The following is a 17,409-nucleotide window of genomic DNA, read 5'->3' on the forward strand; positions in this document are numbered from 1 at the left end:
CGCGACGACGTCGACAGGGGCCGAAGCAAGCAACGCCCTTGACCGTCGGCTGCCTCCAACCCGAGCCCGGGACTGCGGTATTACTCGCCTGGTTGCTTTGCACCTGGTGCGCTGCTCGTCAACGGCTCACCCTGTACGGCGAGACGTCCCCCGAGCCGGAAGCGCGTGAGAACGCGGTCCTGGCCGCGGTCATGCTGGTGGCCCGTCCCGACTTGGCCCTCCACCGCGGCCACCTGGCGGCCCGCACCCGGGTGATCCTGACGGAGGTCGACTACCGCGCCTACAAAGCCCGGCAAGCCCGGGCCTGCCACACGATCAAGGCGTGGGGCCACGAGACCCGCGGCCTGATCCCGGAACCCGTCGACTGGCTCGCCGGCGGGACCGACGCCCCCCGTTCTGAGCTTGGGGACCCGAACACCCCGACTCCCCAGTGGAATCCCCTCGTCGAGGGTCCGCGGTGCCTCGTACGATCCGCGCATGATCATCAAGACGACGTTCACCCATACCTGGAGATCCGGTGCCGCGACGGTGTTCGCCGCGTATCCGCAGCGGATTCGCTGGATGCTGGTTCCGGTGCTTGTGCTCATGCCGGTGGTCGCGGTCGCGACGCAGCACGGCACCATGCTCGCCTGGATGACCCTCGGACCGCTCCTCATGCTGGTCGGGCATGCCCTGCAGATACGCAATCTGATCAAGCACGGGGCCATCGACATCGTGCTCGACGACGACGGCTTCACACGTGAGCAGCCAGGCAAGACCACCGCGACGATGCGGTGGTCTGCCACGCTGGAGATGCGGTGGCAGTACGGGCTGCCGGTCATCCGCACCGCGCCGCGCTGCGTCGCCACGGTCCCCGCGAGCGCATTCAACCCCGAACAGCACGCTCGGCTCGCCGAGTTCATGGATGCTCGGTTCCCCCAGACGGCGGCGCACTAGCCCAGAGCCACCGAACCACGTCCGGGTTCGGGGGCCGGCCAGGGTCGGCACGATGACCACGGTGACCACCCCCGACCACGACACAGCACCGCCCGCAACAGGCCCCAGTCGGCGTCGACGACCACGGCCGCCGCTGGCGGGAGGACGGGCGGGGCCGCACTGCGCCACGCATTCGGCCCGGCGGTGGACTGTCCGCCCTGCTTCGGCGGGAGACGCTGTAGTTCTCGTCGTCTTGAACCGCCCTACGGACAACGGCATCCCCGGAACCCGTACGGCGTCGCAGTTCGGCCTCGACCCGCGTCTCGTACCAGCGGCGTGCCAGGTCCCGCGCCTCCAGGAGTTCGGACTCGGGATACCTGCCCCGGATCTCGTGGTCCAAGAGCGCCTCGAACAGAGCAGGCGAACCCGAGTGGACTGCCTCGGTCAGGGGGAGGAGGTCCGCCGGCCTGCTCGGGCCGGAAACCGCACCGTGCCGGAGCAGCAGTTGGGCTGTGTGCCCGGCGCACGCATCCGGACGGCCAGACCGAACGCGGCGTCCAGGGCATCAGGACCACCGCCCTCGTGGAGAAGGATCCCCACCAACTCCGTGTCCCCGGCCCGGAGCGCGGAGATCAGGGCAGACTCGCCATCCACCGCGTTGCTCGGACTCGTCCCCACGCCCATGTCCCTGCTCCCCCGGCGCGTTCTCGTTGCTCAGTGCGGGCAGTTGAGCAGGTGCCGGGCCGGACCGGCTCCACCCGCTCCACGCCGTCAGGCAGGTCCCGGGGGTGTGGGCCCCAGCCCCCGGATCGCGAGATCGATGGCGGCGGTCAGATGCTGGAGGTCGTGGCCGGCGCGTTCCCGTACCCGTAGGCCGAGAACCGTGGTGAACAGCAGCTCGGCGGCGGCGTCGGTGTCGAGGTCATCGGACAGCTCGCCGCGATCGCGCCCCTCGGCCAGGACCGAGCGCAAGGCCTGGCGTGTGACCTCGAATGCGGCCTCGGTCCGCTGCTGGACCTGATCGTCGGTGGTGCCCAGTTCGGTCGCGGTGTTGACCACGAAGCAGCCGCGGCCGGGCTCGCCGTCGGCCTGGCAGGTGACCAGCCACCGCATCCATTCCCGCAGCACGTCCTGGACCGGGCGGTCCGTTGCGTTCAGTCGCCGGCGTGCCTCGACGGACTCGGTGGCCCGGTAGTGGTCGAGCGCGCGAAGGAACAGCGTGTGCTTGTCGGTGAACGTCCGGTACAGGCTGCTGGGCGTGAGCTTCAGCTCGTCGCCCAGGTCGCGCACCGAGGTGGCGTGGTAGCCGCGCCGCCAGAACAGCTCGGTTGCCGAATCGACCGCGTTCTCCTCGTCGAACTGCCTGGGGCGTGCCATGGATTCACCTTAACCAACTTGTGGAGCGTTCGCTCCCATACTAACCTCCCCATTCGGGAGCGATCGCTCCCGAATTATGGAGGAGGACCCGTTGACGACCGCAGAGCAGACCCCCACCCGGACACGGCAACCAGAAACCCCAGCGAAGAGCCGCTGGACGGCGGTCTCCGCGGTGGCGCTGGGCACCTTCCTGCTGGTGACCGCCGAGCAACTGCCGATCGGCCTGCTGACCTCCGTGGGGTCCGCGTTGTCGGTCTCCGAGGGGACGGCAGCGTTGATGGTGACGGTGCCCAGCATCGTCGCCGGGTTCGCGGCACCGCTGGTCCCGATGCTCGTCGGGTCGCTGGACCGCCGCGTCCTGCTGCTCGGGCTGATGGCCCTGATGACCGTCGCGAACCTCGGCTCCGCCCTGGCACCGAACTTCGCGGTACTGGTGGCCTCCCGGGTGCTGGTCGGCATAGCGGTCGGAGGCTTCTGGGCGGTCGCCGCCGGCCTGGCGGTCCGGCTCGTCGCGCCCCCGGACGTGCCCCGCGCCACCGCGGTCATCTTCGGCGGCGTCGGCGCCGCGAACGTCTTCGGTGTCCCGCTGGGCACCCTGGTCGGCGACCTGACCGGGTGGCGCATCGCCTTCTCGTCGCTCAGCGCCTTGGCTCTCGTGACCCTGGTCGCCCTGCTCGCGGTACTGCCGAAGCTGGTCGCTTCCCAGGCCGTCCGGCCCAAGCTGCTGATGGAGCAACTCCGCAACCCGGGCGTACGCGTCGGCATCATCGCCACCGCGCTGCTCGTGTTCGGGCACTTCGCCGCCTACACGTTCGTGAGCCCGGCGCTGCAGAAGCTGTCGGGGATCGACGAGCGCTATGTCGGTCCGCTGCTGTTCGGGTTCGGTGCGGCCGGCATGATCGGCAACTTCGTCGCCGGTGCGGCGCTCTCTCGCCACGTGCACCGCAGCGTCCTGACCATCGCCGCGGCCATGACGGCCGCGATGCCCCTCTTCCTGCTTCTGGGCAGGACCGCAGTCGGCGGGGCCATCCTGCTGATCGTCTGGGGTCTGGCCTTCGGCGGTGTGTCCGTGGGGCTCCAGACGTGGATGCTCAAGGCCGCTCCGCAGGCCGTGGAAGCCGCGTCCGCGCTGTGGGTGGCGGTGTTCAACCTGTCCATCGGCTGTGGAGCGCTGGCCGGCGGCATCATCGTCGACACGCTGACGCTGCAGAGCGTGCTGTGGCTCGGTGGCGCCTGCGCCCTGATCGCCGCCCTGGCGATCTGGACCGCCCGCACCAACGACGCCGTGCGCTGACCGAATCCGGCGAAGCCCCCGGCCGGACATGCGTCTCCGCACCGTCGTGGTCCGAGAACAGCCGCAGTTGCGCGCGGGAGTCGCGTCTCTAAGCCCGGCCCCGTCTCTAAGCCCGGCCCTGGGTGGTCAAGCGATCCTTCGTATCGCTCACCGCTTTCATCGCGTCGCTCAGATCGAAGGCACAGTCGGAGGACTTCCTATCGGTCATGGGCATCCTCACGCAGCCCTGGTCGTGGAAGTCCTTGGCTTTCTCATGCGTGGTCGCCGCATCCGCACGCACGTACGGGAAGCGGTCGGGGGCGTCCCACGACTGGACGACGCTGTCGAGCGCCGTCATCTGCTGGTCGAGCGCGGTGATGAAGCCGGAACAGGACGGGCCGACCGCAACACAGTCACTCGGCTTGGCGTCGAGCGTCGCCCTCAGGGTGTCGGCCCACTTCTTCTGCTCAGCGGTCGGCCCCGGGTCCGTGGTGGTACCGCACGCGGAGGTCATCCCGCAGAGACACAGCACAGCCAGCGCCGTCACGGCGCTTCGAACATTCGCTATCCCCATGGGAGGGTGAGCGTAGCCTTCCCCAAACCCATGGTCACCAGCCGCGCGGGCAGCATCGCGGGCACCCGCCCGTGCTCAAGCAGGCCGTGGTCCGGCGGCACGGCCGAGGCGGTTGGCGATGGCGAGCCCGAGGCCGTCCTCGTCCGGCAGCGAGGCGACGATGAGGTCGCAGCCTTGCCGGTCGAGTTCGCGGAGATAGCCGTACAGGCCCTGTGCGTAGGACTGCACCGAGTCGGGGACCGGGACGACCGCGTGCGCGTTGACCGGGGTGTCGGCGAAGGCCGGCGGGAGGAGGACGCCTACCCGATGCCCCAGCTCCCGCGCGAGTTCGGCTTCGACGACGACCTTCTCCGGCTCGACGAGGACGAGCCGGGCACGCGGCGCGTAGTGGGACGGATGCTGCCCGGGCACGCGCACGCTGCTGGTGGCGTGCACGGCAAGCGGGCGGTCCAGCACCGCTTCGAGGTCCTCGCGCGCGACCCCGCCGGGCCGCAGCACGGCGGGAACGTCGCCGGTGGCGTCGACGATGGTCGACTCCACGCCCACCTCGCACGGGCCGCCGTCCAGCACGAAGTCGACGGCATCGCCGAGTTCGGTTCGGACGTGGTCGGCGGCGGTGGGGCTGATCGAACCGAAGCGGTTCGCGGACGGGGCCGCCACGCCGCCGCCGAACTCCGCCAGCAGTGCGCGTGCGACAGGGTGGTCCGGCACGCGCACGGCCACCGTGTCCAGTCCGCCGGTCGCCGCCGGGGAAACGCGGCCGCCGCGCCGCAGGACCAGGGTGAGCGGCCCCGGCCAGAAGCGCTCGGCCAGCAGCCGCGCCGTCTCGGGCACCCCGTCGACCCAGTCGCCCAGCTGCTCCGCGCCGCCGAGGTGGACGATCAGCGGGTGCGAGGGCGGGCGCCCCTTGGCCTGGTAGATCCGCGCGACCGCGGCGGGGTCTTCGGCGTTCGCACCCAGTCCGTAGACCGTCTCGGTCGGGAACGCCACCAGACCGCCGGCCCGGAGCACGCCCGCGGCCTTCTCGATGTCACTGGTCCTCGCCGTCACCCCGCCATCCTAGGTCCGCCGGGGACCACGGCGGACAGGGCCACGGTCCGGGCGGCGCCCCCGGAGGCAGACACCCGCCGTCCTCGGCGCCGCCGCTCTGCGGGTGTCGCTCTATGCCGCTACTCCGGGTGCGCCGACGCCGGGCCCGGAGGGCGGAAGGCGGCAGCGGACATCTGCTCCTGGGCGAGTCGGCGCATGGCGGCGAGCAGGACGTCGCCGAGGACCGTGCCGACGACCGCGCTCTCGATGACGGCCCGCGCCCTGGCCCACGAACTCACGCGGGCCGTGTGCGGTGCCGCCCCGGGCACGGCGCGGACCATCCTCGAGGTCGGCCCGGGGACGGGATCGGTGACCCGCCACATCGCCGCCGCCATGACCGGCACCGACCGGCTCGACCTCGTGGATGCGAACCCGCGCTTCGCGGACCTGCTCGTGCACCACCTCGGGGACCGCACGTCCCTCGCCGACAGGCCGACAGCCGGCTCCTCCGCGGCCGTCACTCCCGCGGCGGCCGCACCCCTGGCCCGTCTGGGGGCGCAGACACGTGTCCTCACCGGTCGCGTCGAAGACCTCGACATCGGCGAAGCCCGCTACGACGTCGTCATCTGCGGCCTGCCCTTCGCCGGCACCGCCCCGGACACGGCCGAAGCGATCCTGGAGCAATTGTTCGCCGCACTGCGCCCGCGCGGGCACCTGTCCTTCTTCGCCTATGCGGGCCTCCCGACGCTGCATGCCGCCGTGTCCGGCCCCGCCCGACGTCGTCGGCTGGCACTCACCCGGCACATCGTCCGCGGATTCGTCGCCCAGTACGGCATCGAACGCACCCTGGTGACCGGCAACATCCCACCCGCCTGGGTACACCACCTGACCGCCGAACCCGTCCGCCGGACGGCCCGGTGAACCCCGCGACGCGGCTGGACGCGTTGCCGTCACCCCTCGCCTACGCCCTCGTCTCACTCGTCCTGGCCGCCGAAGGCGTCAGCCTCGCGGGCATGTTCGTCCCCGGCACCGCCACCGTGCTGGCCCTCGGACACCTCACCGCATCCGGTGCCGTCCCGCCGGCATGCGCTGTTCTCTGCGCCGCCCTGGCCGGGCTGTGCGCCGACAGCCTCGGCTTCGCGGCAGGGCGCCGGGCCGCCCGTACCGGCAACGGGGTGCCCGGTCGTATGGCCCGTGCCGTACACCGCATGCCCGGCGCCCTGTCCCGCACGCCGTCCGCGTCGGTCGTGCCGGCGGCCCGCTGGTTCACCGGGCCGAGGACGCTCGTCCCCCGGCTCGTCGGCCTCGGCCCCACCAGCTACCCGCACTTCGTTCGTTGGGCAGCTCCGGGAGCCGTCGCCTGGTCCGCGGGCCTCGTCCTCGCCGGACGCTGGATCGGCACGGCCACGAACGCCGTCGGCGCCGGACTGTCCCACCTCGTCGCCTGGTGACGCAGGCGCCGAGTCCGACGCAACGCGGCCGTGGGCCGGGCGGAACACGGAGTCGCCCGGTGGTCGCCCGGCCGGGTGAACTTGTCGAGGTTCCCGCGCCGACACCCGTCGGCGCGCCCGCACATGCCGGAGTGTGTCCGTGTACCGACACGGAGCGGGGTGGAACGCACGGACGCACGCACGAACACCCGCCCCTCGGCGGTGTTCGGCGCCCGGACCATCGCCGTCGGAGCGCGTGCGCGGCTCACGGCGCCCGCCGTTCCGGGCCGCGACCCATGCGTCTGCGTCATCCGTCCGTTCATGAACGAAGCCTTGGACGCCGTGGCGTGACCACACCGCCCGGGAAGTGGGCGGCGGACCCACCGAGGCCGGCAATGGCGAGCAATGGGGAGAAGGACGGGCGATGGCACCGAAGATGCAGCCGGGCGTGGACGCCGTCGTGGTCGGCGCGGGCATGGCGGGGCTGGCGTGCGCCGCGGACCTGGTCGCGGCGGGCCGGAGCGTGCGCGTCCTGGAGGCGTCCGGGACGGTGGGCGGCCGCATGCGGTCGCAACGCCGCGACGGATTCGTCCTGGACCGCGGATTCCAGGTGTTCAACACCTCCTATCCGCAGGTCCGTCGGCGTCTGGACCTGCGCGCGCTGCGGTTGCGGCCGTTCTACCCGGGCGTGCTCGCGCACGGACCGGGCGGTCCGCTCCGGGTCGCGGACCCCACCCGCCGATGGCACGATGCCGTGGCCGCGGTGCGCGGCGGGGTCGGTCCCCGTGACATGGCCGCGCTGGCCGCGCTGTCCGCGTGGACCGTCCTGCCGCCGGCACGCGCGCTCAAGGCCCTTCCCTCGGCCGCCCGGGACACCACGGCCGCCCGAGCGCTGGCGGGCTGGGGGTTCACCGAGGACTTCGTCGCGCGGTTCTTCCGGCCTTTCCTGTCCGGGGTGTTCCTCGAGGACGGCCTGGACACCTCGGCGCGGGTTTTCCACCTGGTGTGGCGCAGCATGCTGCGCGGCAGCCTGTGCCTTCCCGCCGACGGGATCGGTGCGATCCCCCGCCGGCTGGCCGCCGGGCTGCCGGACGGCACGGTGACCACCGACGCCCCCGTCCAGGCCCTGACCCCGCAGGGCGTGCTGCTCGCGGACGGCACCGAACTGGGCGCCCGCGCGGTCGTCGTCGCGACCGGACCGGCGGCTGCCGCCCGTCTGGTACCGGACGCGGAACTTCCGGCGTACCGCACCGTGACGACCTACCAGTTCGCCGCACCGGACAAGCCCCTCGACGAGCCGATGCTGATCACCGACACCCGCATGCGGCTCCAGAACACCTGCGTGCTCAGCACCATCGCCCCGACCTACGCCCCGCCCGGCGCACACCTGGTGCAGGCCTCCGTGCTCGGCGGCGACCCGCCCGGAGCGCACACCCGCGTGCGGGCCGCGCTGGCGGACATCTACCAGGCGGACACCGCCGGTTGGGAACTCGTCGACACCGCCACCATCGCGGACGCGCTGCCGGCCATGCCTGCCGGACTCCCCCTGTCGCGCACCACCCGTATCGCGCCCGGCCGCTACCTGTGCGGGGACCACCGCGCCACGGGCTCCGTCCAAGGCGCCCTGGCCTCCGGTGCCCGCGCGGCCCGCGAGCTGCTCCGCGACCATCCCTGAGCAGACGATGTCGGACCTGTCGCCGTCGCGGTTGCACCACGGTCCTCGTCGCGCGCCGCGAGGATGCTTCGCACGGTGGTTGGATCAAGATCATGGCCGACGCACGAGTGATTCCCATCCTGCCCTGCGCCTCGATCGACGAGATCACCGACTTCCACACCGCCCTCGGGTTCGCGGTCACCTACCGGCAGACCCGGCCGAACCCCTACGTCGCCTTGCGGCGCGGCAGTGTCGAACTCCACTACAACGGCATCGCCGGCTTCCGCGCCGAGGACTCCTACGGCTCGTGCCTGCTCGCCGTCCCGGACACCGAGCCGCTCTTCGAGGCGTTCGCCGCGGGCCTGCGCACGAAGTACGGCCGGCTCCCACTCGCCGGATTCCCCCGCATCACGCGCCCCAGGCGCCGGAAGAACTACGGCGGACTGAGCGGCTTCAGCCTGATCGACCCGTCCGGGAACTGGATCCGCGTGGTCCGCGCCGAGCCCGACGTGCCCCAGGACACAGATTCCGACGCGAGCGCCGAGGCGGAGTCCGCACCGGCTACCGCCAGTAGGCTCGCCGCCGCCCACGCCAACGCCGTGGTCACCGCGGACTCCCGCGGTGATGTCGCACAGGCGGCGAAGTCCCTCTCCGGCGCGCTCGACCGCTCGGACCCGACCGCGACACCGGCAGACCGTGTCGAGGCCCTGGCCTTCCTCGCCGAACTCCACCTGCGCCTGGACGATCCCGCACAAGCCCACGCCCGGCTGGACGAACTCGACCGCCTGGCGCTCTCCCCCACCGACCGCGAGAACGCCGCAACGGCCCTGGCCCAAGCCGCCGAACTCCGTGACCTGACCCGTGCGGCCCCAGACCGGTCTTGACGAGCGCCCCCACGCGACGGCCCCCGGGAGCCCGCCCCTTGAGACCGGGGGCCCGGCCGCGGCACCGTGTGCGGGCCGTCGCCGGGCTCCGCCCGCCGCCCGGGCCGAAGTGACCGCCGCGAGCAGTCCGTCGAGGCCACGGCAGCGTCCGCTCCTGCCTATGCTGAGACGGACGGCAAGCGACCTCGGGGGAACGCCCATGGCCGATCCGGCAAGCGTGCGCCTGGCCGCCCTGGTGGTGCAGCGCGCGGCGACCGCACTCCATCAGCGGCACCGTCTCAACCAGGAAGAGATCGACCGCACGGCGTTCGGCAGGCTCGTGGACAAGGTCGCCCGCGAAGCCAAGGAACTCCGCGCGACCGAGTTCCGCGGCCTTGCGGACCACGAATGGGCCGCCGCGGCCGACTGCGTCAAAGCCGCGTTCGACCACATAGGCGTCGTCGACTCCCGGCTGCCCCTCCGGTACGCCATGGATCCCGAACGCCTGGCCGCCTGGCTCCGAGCGACGGCTCCCGAACTGCCGGCCCACCGTGAACTGACGCTCGCCGGCCGCGGCGCGTACGAACAGCTTTCCGTCCTCGTGTGCATCCATGTCGTCGCATTCGTGGCGAAGCACCCGAAGTTCCCGGAACGCATCGAGATCGAGCAGCTCTCCCGCCTGGAACGCATCGAGCGGCACGTCTCGGCGCCGGGCGACGAAGCGCTTGCTGTTTTCGAAGCGCGGTACTGCTCCGCGGTGGCCAAGCGTCTGGACAAGCTGGAGCTGTTCGGGGTCAGGCTGCGCGACCGGGACTTCCGTTACTCGATCGGCAGCGCGTACATGAGCCTCCAAGCGCACAGCCGAGGCCGGATCCTGCCCGACTCGGACCGTCCCCTGCGCATCGAGGATCTGCTCTGCGGCCAACGCCGCATGCTGGTCACCGGCGAAGCGGGATCCGGCAAGACCACGCTGCTGCGGCGAGTCGCCCTGTGGGCCGCGCGGGACGGCTTTCCGGAAGCCCTGGCGGATTGGGAAGGAGCAGTCCCGTTCTTCCTCGTCCTTCGGCACTTCTTCTTCGAGACGAACGGCCCCGAACCCGAACGGTTCCTCGACCAGATCGGGACGCTGCTCCGCGCCGAACTGCCGCCGGGTTGGATCCGCGGGCTGATGGACCAAGGCCGTGCCGTCCTGTTGGTCGACGGTGTCGACGAGCTGACGGCTGCCGAGCGCGATGTCTTCTGGGGCGTGTGGCTGCCGGAGTTGCTCGGCGAGTACCCCCGTGTCCGGATGATCGTCGCGTCTCGCCCCGCCGCGCTGTCCGGGGGCCGGCACGGGCACGCCGGATTGCCCGAAGCGGCGCTTCAACCGATGGGTCCGGCCGACCAACGCGCGTTCATCGCCCACTGGCACCGTGCCGTGGCGAAGGAACAACCGGACCGGGCCGTCGATCTCGCCAACCGGCGACACGATCTGCTGAACCGGCTCCTGCTGGACCGGGACTTGCGGAGACTCGCCGCGAACCCCCTGCTGTGCGCGCTGATCTGCACCTTGCACCACGAGCAGCGTCTCACGCTCCCCAACGACCGGATCCGCCTGTACGACGACGCCATCGCCATGCTTCTCGCAAGCCGTGACGAGGTTCGCGGTGTCCCCGCGTCCGCCGAGGTCCGACTCGGTGAAGCACAGCGCAAGGCCCTGCTCGGCGAGCTTGCCTACTGGATGACCCGCAACGGCTATGCGGAAGTCACGTTCGAGGAAGCCGTGGAACGCGTCGCCCACTATGCGCGCCCGTTCGGCGGGACGGCGGACCCGGACGACCTGGTGCGGATGCTGCTCCTGCGCTCCGGAATCCTGTGCGAACCCGGAATCGGCCGCGTCGATTTCGTCCATCCGACCTTCCAGAGGTTCCTGGCGGCGAAGCAGGCGCTCGCCCACCGCGATCTCGGGCAGATCGTCAATCGGGCAGGCGAAGACGACCAGTGGCACGAGATGTTCGTCATGGCGGTCAGACTCGCTCTCGAGCACGACCGCAACCGACTCGTCCACGGACTCCTGGCCCGCGCTACGCAGGGGACATCGGTACGGGCCGACCTCGTCCTGCTCGCAGCCGAAGCAGTCGGTGAAGTACCGGACGTCGATCCTGCTCTGCGTATCGAAGTCGCCCGGATCGCCGCGCAGTTGCTGCCGCCGACGTCGCCCGAGGAGGCTGTCGCGCTCGCCAAGATCGGACAGCCCCTGCTCGGGTTGCTTCCCGAATGCCTCGATGCGCCCTCGGAGGCCGGCCCCGGGTCGGTGCACCTCATCCGTCTGCTGGCGGAGATCGGCGGCGAGTCCGCGATGGCCGTGCTCGCCCGGTACGCCGCGGCGGCGGCGAGGGACGGCCTTCCGCATCCCCGGCTCTCCCGAGCCTTCTACGCCGCGTGGGACGCGTTCGACGACGTCGGGTATGCGCGATCCGTTCTCAGCCGCATCCCTCCGCGGACCGGGGTGGCCATCACGTCCCCGCGCCGACTGGCCGCCGCGGCAGTGCTCCCCTGCCTCCCGTGGGTCGAACTGGACGGCGACCGCGATCTACTGGACCGACTGTGCCAGGTCAGCGGCCTCAAGGGCGCGGTCGTCACCGTACCCACTCCCCAAGCGATGGACCTGCGGCCGCTCGCGCGCTGCCCCGACTTGACCCAGGTCCACCTCGTCGCGCCCGGATACAGCGTCCGGTGGCACGATCGGCCCCTGGACGGCCCTCTCCAGGACGACATCCCGTTCGCTCTTGTGCCACAGCCGCGCTCCGAACGGTTGACCTCCCCCCGCGTCACGGCCGAGGCAGCGACGAACGCCCCCACGGAGAGGCCTGTTTCCGACATCGCGGTGTATCTGCACGGGTTCGAACCCACCCCACCGTCATCATCTGCGCGCTGAAGCCGCCGTCCGGATGGGTGGCATCTCAGTCGGTCGCGCGGATCACCTTGCGCAACTCCGCCATGTTCCCTCTGACATGCCGTGCTGGTCACTGCATTTGCCGGAGAGCCGTCCGCGCCTCTTCGGGCGTGGGCCGGTTGTGCGGGTCGGGGTGGGTCAGTGCGGCGATCAGGTTCGACAGTGCGGCCGGTCCGTGCGTCAGGCGCTTCGGACGCCACCCGAGCGACCGGCCGTCGATCCCTTTCCGAGGCAACTCCGCGACCGTGGGCGCCTCGAGCCACAGGTACAGGAGCGCACCCACCTGGTGCAGAAGCAGAGTGTTGTCGGTCTCCCGGGCGATGAAGTCCCACACGCGCCTGTCGTTCGGGACCGTGGGATTGGGCCCGCGCAGGATGTCCTCGCCTCTGCCCCAGCACCCCATCAGCGGGTGAATGGTGCGGTCGACATCGTCGAACGCCTCGCGGGGCAGGTCCTCGACTGCCACGGGCAGCCCCAGAAGCCGGAACTCGTCGCGTTCGGGACCCGGCAGGATCGTCGTGGGCGTGGCCGCGATGCCGGGCAACCCGGCGCCGTTGACCGCGGCGACAGCGTTCAGCAGGCTCAGTGCCATACGTATGCCACTGGCGACCGACCGCGCCGGGACACGTGGAGGCGTGTACAGATGGTGGTGATGGAAGGGTCGCCCCAACAGCCAGGGCCACTCGGCGTCGGCCACCCCGCCCTCGGGGAGCTCGTGGACCGACCAAAGGCAGGACAGACCCGAGCCTGCCGAGGCGTATCTGGCTGCGGCCACTCCTCGGACTGGCTGCAGCGCGAGACAGTGCTCGGCCAGGCCGTTCCATCGCATCGCGGCGGTGATCGCGGCAGTAGCGATGGCATCGATGACCGGCCCGGACGGCTGTCTGCGCGGGTGAGCCAACAGTCCCCGACCGACCGCGACGAATTTGGATCCGTCCGGTGCACGCCCCACGATCCACGATCGGTCGCCGATCGTCCTGTTGAATGCGGGATAGGCGAGATAGCCGAGGGGCCGCAGAGGGTCGCAGCACGCCCCGCGGTGGTCCTCACCGGTTGGCGATGACTCGTTGTCCACCCACCGGAACCAAGGGATGGCTTCCGCTAGGCCCGCCCGTCGCGCCAGGGTCGCCTCGTGGAGCGTCGGTGCCGGTAACGGAACCGGCTGTGTGAGCACCTCCGCGGGGGCAACGTCGTTTATTCCGGTCGCAATACGTGTGAGCCGGCGACGTACTTCGTCGGCGTCGGCGGGGCGGTACCGACGGTCCTTCGCCAGCAGGTCCGCGACCAAGTCCTCCCACTCTTGCGGCAACGCCCGCCCGCGCTGCGCGAGGGTGGGCGGCGGTGTGCGGACATGGCGCATGATCAGCTCGACGAGGCTGCCGCGACCGAAGGGGGTGTCCCCGGTCAGCAACTGGAACAACAGGCAGCCCAGGGAGTACAAGTCCGTCCGCGCATCGGCGGGTTCGGAGTTGATCTGTTCGGGCGCGATGTACGAAGGCGTGCCGAACGCCGGGCCGGATCCGTCGGTGTCGACGAGCGCGGCCCCGCGGGTATGGACTTGGCCGACGTTGCGGGCAATGCCGAAATCGACGATCTTGACCTGGTCGTCGGGGGTGATCATCACGTTCGCGGGCTTGATGTCCCGATGGACCACGCCGCAGGCGTGCGCCGCCTCCAACCCGGCGCAGATCTGGTCGGTCCACATCAGCACACGGCGCAGATCCGGAAGTTGCTCCTCCGTGAGCAGCTGCTCCAGCGATCGTCCGCGCACCAGCTCCATCACCACGTACCCGTCGTACGCATCGCGTCCGCAATCGAAGACGGCCGCCACGTAGGGGCTCGACACCGCGCCCACCGCACGCGCTTCGGCCACCAGCAGCCGTACGTCCGCATCATCCGCGGACAGCGGAATCAGCTTCACGGCGACTTCTCGTTCGATGAGCCGGTCGGCGGCCCGCCAGATCGCACCCATGCCGCCGCGAGCCACTTCCTCCAGCAGCTCGTACCGCCCGTTCAGAACACGCTGCATGTCGCCCCCCCACGCTCGCCGACGCTTGGAAAGCGTAGACCGCACTCGTCTCCGCACGTGGAGTAATGCGCATGCGGACCACGGCCATCGGCCCGGCGTCAGCAGAGAGACCAGGCGGTGATCAGGCCAGAGCCGCCGTACGGCGGTCCGGGCTTCGTCAGGCGTCCCGCCCGGTGCCGCGTCCCGCCGCGATCATCCACACCAGGAGCAGCGGAAGGGACAACATCGCGGCGGCGCGAAGGGGCGCGGCACCGGCGAGATAGCCCACCCCGGAGACGGCGATGGCGGCCGCGGTCGTGTAGCTCAACAGCCCTGCCCAGCGCCCGGTCGCGGCCCGGCCGACGGCGACGGCCGCCGCGGCGAAGAGCAGCATCTTGACGCCGTCGACGTGCTGTGCGGCGTTGAACAAGGCCGCGGTCGTGGTGTCGGCCGAGCTGTGGACGGCGACTTGTTCGAGGACCAGTTGCCCCAGAGCCAGCCCGGACGCGGCGAAGGCCGCGTAGCCCGCCAGGCGGCGTCCGGCGCCGACCAGCGCGGCGGCGACCAGCGCGACGGCCACGGCGGCCAGGCCGTGCACCAGGACGGATTGGGCGATGGCCGTGCCCTGGTGTGCCGCGTACTTCGCGGCGATGTCGGAGGTGCTGTCTCCGGCTTCGGGCAGGACGCCCCAGCCGATCGAAAGCCCTGCGGCCCACGCCCCGGCGTGCAGGTAGCCTCCGGCGGCGCCGCGGTGGCGGAAGGAGACGGCGGCCGGACGCGGGGCGGCAATGGCGGTCATGAGGAACTCCTCTGGGTATGTGTGGGCGCGGCGGGCGGAGCGATCGCCACGGCTCACTCCATAAGCTGTTTGGCTAAAGTCATTAGCTTAATGGTGTCGAGCGTAAAGCTAATGCCCTTAGCCGTCAATACCGGGGCGGGCGCCCGCCGAGTCGCATCGAGCCGCCGTCTACATCAACGCCATTTCCGCGATCGTCACGCCAACTCCGGGCGCAGCCGCCGCCGGTGCGTGTCGTCGGTCGGGTCGAAGCAGGGGACGTGCGGGGCAAGGGAGGCAACGGTGTCGTGCAGGGCTTGCAGCTCGTGTGCGGGCCCGGTCCAGCCGGTGACCGTCCCGGAGACGGGGAGGCCGATTGTCTTGTCGAGCCAACGGTCGAATCGCCTCCGGCCCAGACCCTTGCGTTGGCGGTGGGCTTCGGAAGCCGCAACGCCGATCCAGTAGGTGCTCTTGCCTTGCCAGGTGACGAAGGCTTCGACGTCTTCCCACGCGATCACGTCGTGGTGCGTTCGGGTGCGCCAACGTCCTCGGGTGAACCCCACGCCCGAGGCATCGACACGCAGACGCGTGGCCGGCCCGTGGAACGCCGCGGTGCCTGCGAAGGCGAAGAGCACTCCCAGGGCGGCTGCCAGGGCGACCGCGCCGATGCCCTGCCAGCTCTCCAGCGCTTCCGCCGCGAAAACACCCCACCCGGCGCCGCAGAGCAGTCCGACACCGGCGAGAGCCATGACGCCGTTTGTCCACGTCCAGTGGACCCGCAGTTCATAGCTCGCATGATGACGTGAGAATCGCACGGCCAGATCGTCCCAGCTGCCTGGTCGGCAGCGAACGGCGCCCTTCCCTCGCACACCCCGCGCCCGCCGCGCCCCGGCGCCGAGGTCGGCGGCCGGCTCTCAGTCTTGCGGGCCGATCTCGCGGAGGATGTCGTACGCCTGGACGGCCGTCCACAGTTCGGCCAGGTGTGCGGTCTCGGCGAGGGTGAGGCCGGTGAGTTGTTCCACGCGCTGCATGCGGTAGACGACGGTCTGCTTGTGCACGTTCAGCGCGTCGGACGTGCGCTGCCAGGACCGGCGCTGCCGCAGGTACACGGACAGGGTTCGGACCAGTTCGGTGCCGTGCTCGCGGTCGTACGCGATGACCGGGCCGATCACCCGGTCGACGAGGGCCTGGGCCTCGTCGGGTCCGTGCAGCATCGACCGGGCGGACGCGTCGCCGTAGCGCGCGGTGCGGGCCGGGCGGCCCGCGGCCAAGCCGAGGGCCCACAACGCCTCGCGCCGAGCGGCGGGCGTGCGTTCCGCGGTGCCGAGCGGACGGCTCAGGCCGATGGTGACGTTGCCGTCCGTGCCGGCGTCGAGGCGGTCGCGGACCACGGCGACCGCTTCCGGGGTGTCGGGCAGCAGCGCCAAGCCGACATCGTTGCGGGAGAGGAGCAGCGCGGGCAGGCGACGGCGGGCCAAGGCGACGTGCAGGCTCCCCCAGTCCTCGGTTCGGGCGCCGCGGACCGCGAGGAGTACCGCGTCGCCGGGCGGCAGGTCGTGGAGGTCGCCCGCCGCGTCGTCGATGCGGCCCTGGAACAGGTGGGCGAGCAGCTCGGCGCCCAGCCGACGGCGGTGCTCGAGGAGCATGGCTTCGCGGGCGACGTCGACCGCGGCCGCCGTTGCGAGGTGTTGGAGGAGCACCGCGTCCGGAGGCTCGCCGCGGACGTCGAACACCGCCAGCACGGTCGGCTCCTCGGCGGGGACGTCGACCACCAGCAGGTCGCGGCCGTCCGGGAAGCGGCCGTGCAGGACCGCGGGGAGGCCCGAAGGGTAGGCGGCGACCGCGGCCCGCACCGCCGAGCCGGTGACCGCCGCGAGATCGTCCGGGTAGTCGCCGACCGGCCGCCCCGTCGCGGCGTCGACCAGCATCAGGCCGCAGTCGAGCTCGCGGCGCAGCCGTGCCGTCATCGGGTCGGTCGAGCGCCCGGCCATCACTTCGCGGGCCGCGCGGTAGATGCGTTCGATCCGGGCGAGGCGCATGGTGTCGTGTCCCGCGTTCGCGTCGACGACGGCGACGGCGATCGCCACGAAGCCCACGGAATAGGGGACGGCGAGCACGGGGAACCGCAGCGAATCCGCGGCTTCCGCGGCCTGCGGGTGAAGCCGCGGGGTGTCCGGGTCTTCCCCGATCACGCATCCGGCCGCGCCCGCGTCGGCCAGTGCTTGCAGGAAAGCCCGCTGCCGCGGCGCCGAACGGGGAAGCGTGCGGCCGTTGCGCATCAGCAGCTCTCCGCCGGCCAGGAACTCCCAGGGCGTCTCCAGGTCCGAGGCGTGCGCCCAGCCGACCACGCGGTCGGTTCCGGAGGCGCCCGCGAGCAGGCGCAACTGCAAGTGCGGCGTCTCCAGCAGACCGGCGACCGTCGCGCGCATGTCGCCCTCCTCCGGTGAAGCGCCGCGGCCTCCTCGGACGGGCGGGCCGCGACTGACGAGGGGCGCATCTATGTCCGGATAATGGCCCTCTGGTGGCGAAAATCTTATAGACGATCGAATAAAGCGCAACGGTTGCTTTGCGTGATC

At 71.4% G+C, this 17,409-nt stretch carries 15 protein-coding genes; 7 read left to right on the top strand and 8 right to left on the bottom strand.

Going from position 1 to position 17,409, the window contains the following annotated elements:
• Positions 1-477 precede the first annotated feature (477 nt).
• Positions 478-936: a hypothetical protein gene (locus ACPA54_RS25680; protein WP_423533538.1), complete on the top strand. Its 459-nt coding sequence runs from the start codon at positions 478-480 to the stop codon at positions 934-936.
• A gap of 750 nt (positions 937-1,686) precedes the next feature.
• Here the strand turns inward: ACPA54_RS25680 and ACPA54_RS25685 are convergent.
• A complete protein-coding gene (locus tag ACPA54_RS25685; RefSeq protein ID WP_423533540.1) occupies positions 1,687-2,292 on the bottom strand; it encodes a TetR/AcrR family transcriptional regulator in 606 nt (201 codons plus the stop codon).
• A gap of 91 nt (positions 2,293-2,383) precedes the next feature.
• Here ACPA54_RS25685 and ACPA54_RS25690 point away from each other — a divergent pair, with 91 nt between their 5' ends.
• Positions 2,384-3,586, top strand: coding sequence for an MFS transporter (locus tag ACPA54_RS25690; RefSeq protein WP_423533542.1), 1,203 nt, complete (start codon positions 2,384-2,386; stop codon positions 3,584-3,586).
• A 106-nt stretch (positions 3,587-3,692) separates the two neighbouring features.
• Here the strand turns inward: ACPA54_RS25690 and ACPA54_RS25695 are convergent, their stop codons facing one another.
• From ACPA54_RS25695 to ACPA54_RS25705, 3 genes are all read right to left on the bottom strand, one after another.
• Complete coding sequence (locus ACPA54_RS25695; RefSeq protein WP_423533544.1) at positions 3,693-4,112, bottom strand: hypothetical protein; 420 nt, start codon at positions 4,110-4,112, stop codon at positions 3,693-3,695.
• A 102-nt stretch (positions 4,113-4,214) separates the two neighbouring features.
• The gene (locus ACPA54_RS25700; protein WP_423533546.1) at positions 4,215-5,189 is read right to left on the bottom strand and encodes an L-threonylcarbamoyladenylate synthase; all 975 of its coding nucleotides are present in this window, start codon (positions 5,187-5,189) and stop codon (positions 4,215-4,217) included.
• A gap of 119 nt (positions 5,190-5,308) precedes the next feature.
• Positions 5,309-5,467 carry a hypothetical protein gene (locus tag ACPA54_RS25705; protein WP_423533548.1) on the bottom strand — a complete coding sequence of 53 codons (159 nt, stop codon included), beginning with the start codon at positions 5,465-5,467 and terminating at the stop codon, positions 5,309-5,311.
• Between the two features lie 70 nt (positions 5,468-5,537).
• On the opposite strand from ACPA54_RS25705, the gene ACPA54_RS25710 reads away from it, so the two are divergent.
• The 5 genes from ACPA54_RS25710 to ACPA54_RS25730 all read left to right on the top strand — a co-directional run bounded on the left by ACPA54_RS25710 (position 5,538) and on the right by ACPA54_RS25730 (position 12,032).
• On the top strand, positions 5,538-6,089 hold the full coding sequence (locus ACPA54_RS25710; protein WP_423533550.1) for a hypothetical protein: 552 nt from the start codon (positions 5,538-5,540) through the stop codon (positions 6,087-6,089).
• Positions 6,086-6,619 carry a DedA family protein gene (locus ACPA54_RS25715; RefSeq protein ID WP_423533552.1) on the top strand — a complete coding sequence of 178 codons (534 nt, stop codon included), beginning with the start codon at positions 6,086-6,088 and terminating at the stop codon, positions 6,617-6,619. The genes ACPA54_RS25710 and ACPA54_RS25715 overlap by 4 nt, the downstream gene beginning before the upstream one ends.
• A gap of 403 nt (positions 6,620-7,022) precedes the next feature.
• Complete coding sequence (locus ACPA54_RS25720) at positions 7,023-8,273, top strand: NAD(P)/FAD-dependent oxidoreductase (RefSeq protein ID WP_423533554.1); 1,251 nt, start codon at positions 7,023-7,025, stop codon at positions 8,271-8,273.
• A 92-nt stretch (positions 8,274-8,365) separates the two neighbouring features.
• The gene (locus ACPA54_RS25725) at positions 8,366-9,136 is read left to right on the top strand and encodes a VOC family protein (protein ID WP_423533556.1); all 771 of its coding nucleotides are present in this window, start codon (positions 8,366-8,368) and stop codon (positions 9,134-9,136) included.
• A 199-nt stretch (positions 9,137-9,335) separates the two neighbouring features.
• The gene (locus ACPA54_RS25730) at positions 9,336-12,032 is read left to right on the top strand and encodes an NACHT domain-containing protein (protein WP_423533558.1); all 2,697 of its coding nucleotides are present in this window, start codon (positions 9,336-9,338) and stop codon (positions 12,030-12,032) included.
• Between the two features lie 88 nt (positions 12,033-12,120).
• Here the strand turns inward: ACPA54_RS25730 and ACPA54_RS25735 are convergent, their stop codons facing one another.
• The 4 genes from ACPA54_RS25735 to ACPA54_RS25750 form a co-directional block, all read right to left on the bottom strand.
• On the bottom strand, positions 12,121-14,079 hold the full coding sequence (locus tag ACPA54_RS25735; protein ID WP_423533559.1) for a serine/threonine-protein kinase: 1,959 nt from the start codon (positions 14,077-14,079) through the stop codon (positions 12,121-12,123).
• Between the two features lie 157 nt (positions 14,080-14,236).
• Positions 14,237-14,857, bottom strand: a complete 621-nt coding sequence (locus ACPA54_RS25740; protein WP_423533561.1) for a hypothetical protein — start codon at positions 14,855-14,857, stop codon at positions 14,237-14,239.
• Between the two features lie 194 nt (positions 14,858-15,051).
• Complete coding sequence (locus ACPA54_RS25745; protein ID WP_423533563.1) at positions 15,052-15,648, bottom strand: hypothetical protein; 597 nt, start codon at positions 15,646-15,648, stop codon at positions 15,052-15,054.
• A gap of 99 nt (positions 15,649-15,747) precedes the next feature.
• Positions 15,748-17,262 carry a PucR family transcriptional regulator gene (locus ACPA54_RS25750; RefSeq protein ID WP_423533565.1) on the bottom strand — a complete coding sequence of 505 codons (1,515 nt, stop codon included), beginning with the start codon at positions 17,260-17,262 and terminating at the stop codon, positions 15,748-15,750.
• Positions 17,263-17,409 lie beyond the last annotated feature (147 nt).

Origin of the sequence: Uniformispora flossi, assembly GCF_049534875.1 — a bacterium.
GTDB lineage: Bacteria > Actinomycetota > Actinomycetes > Streptomycetales > Streptomycetaceae > Yinghuangia > Yinghuangia aomiensis.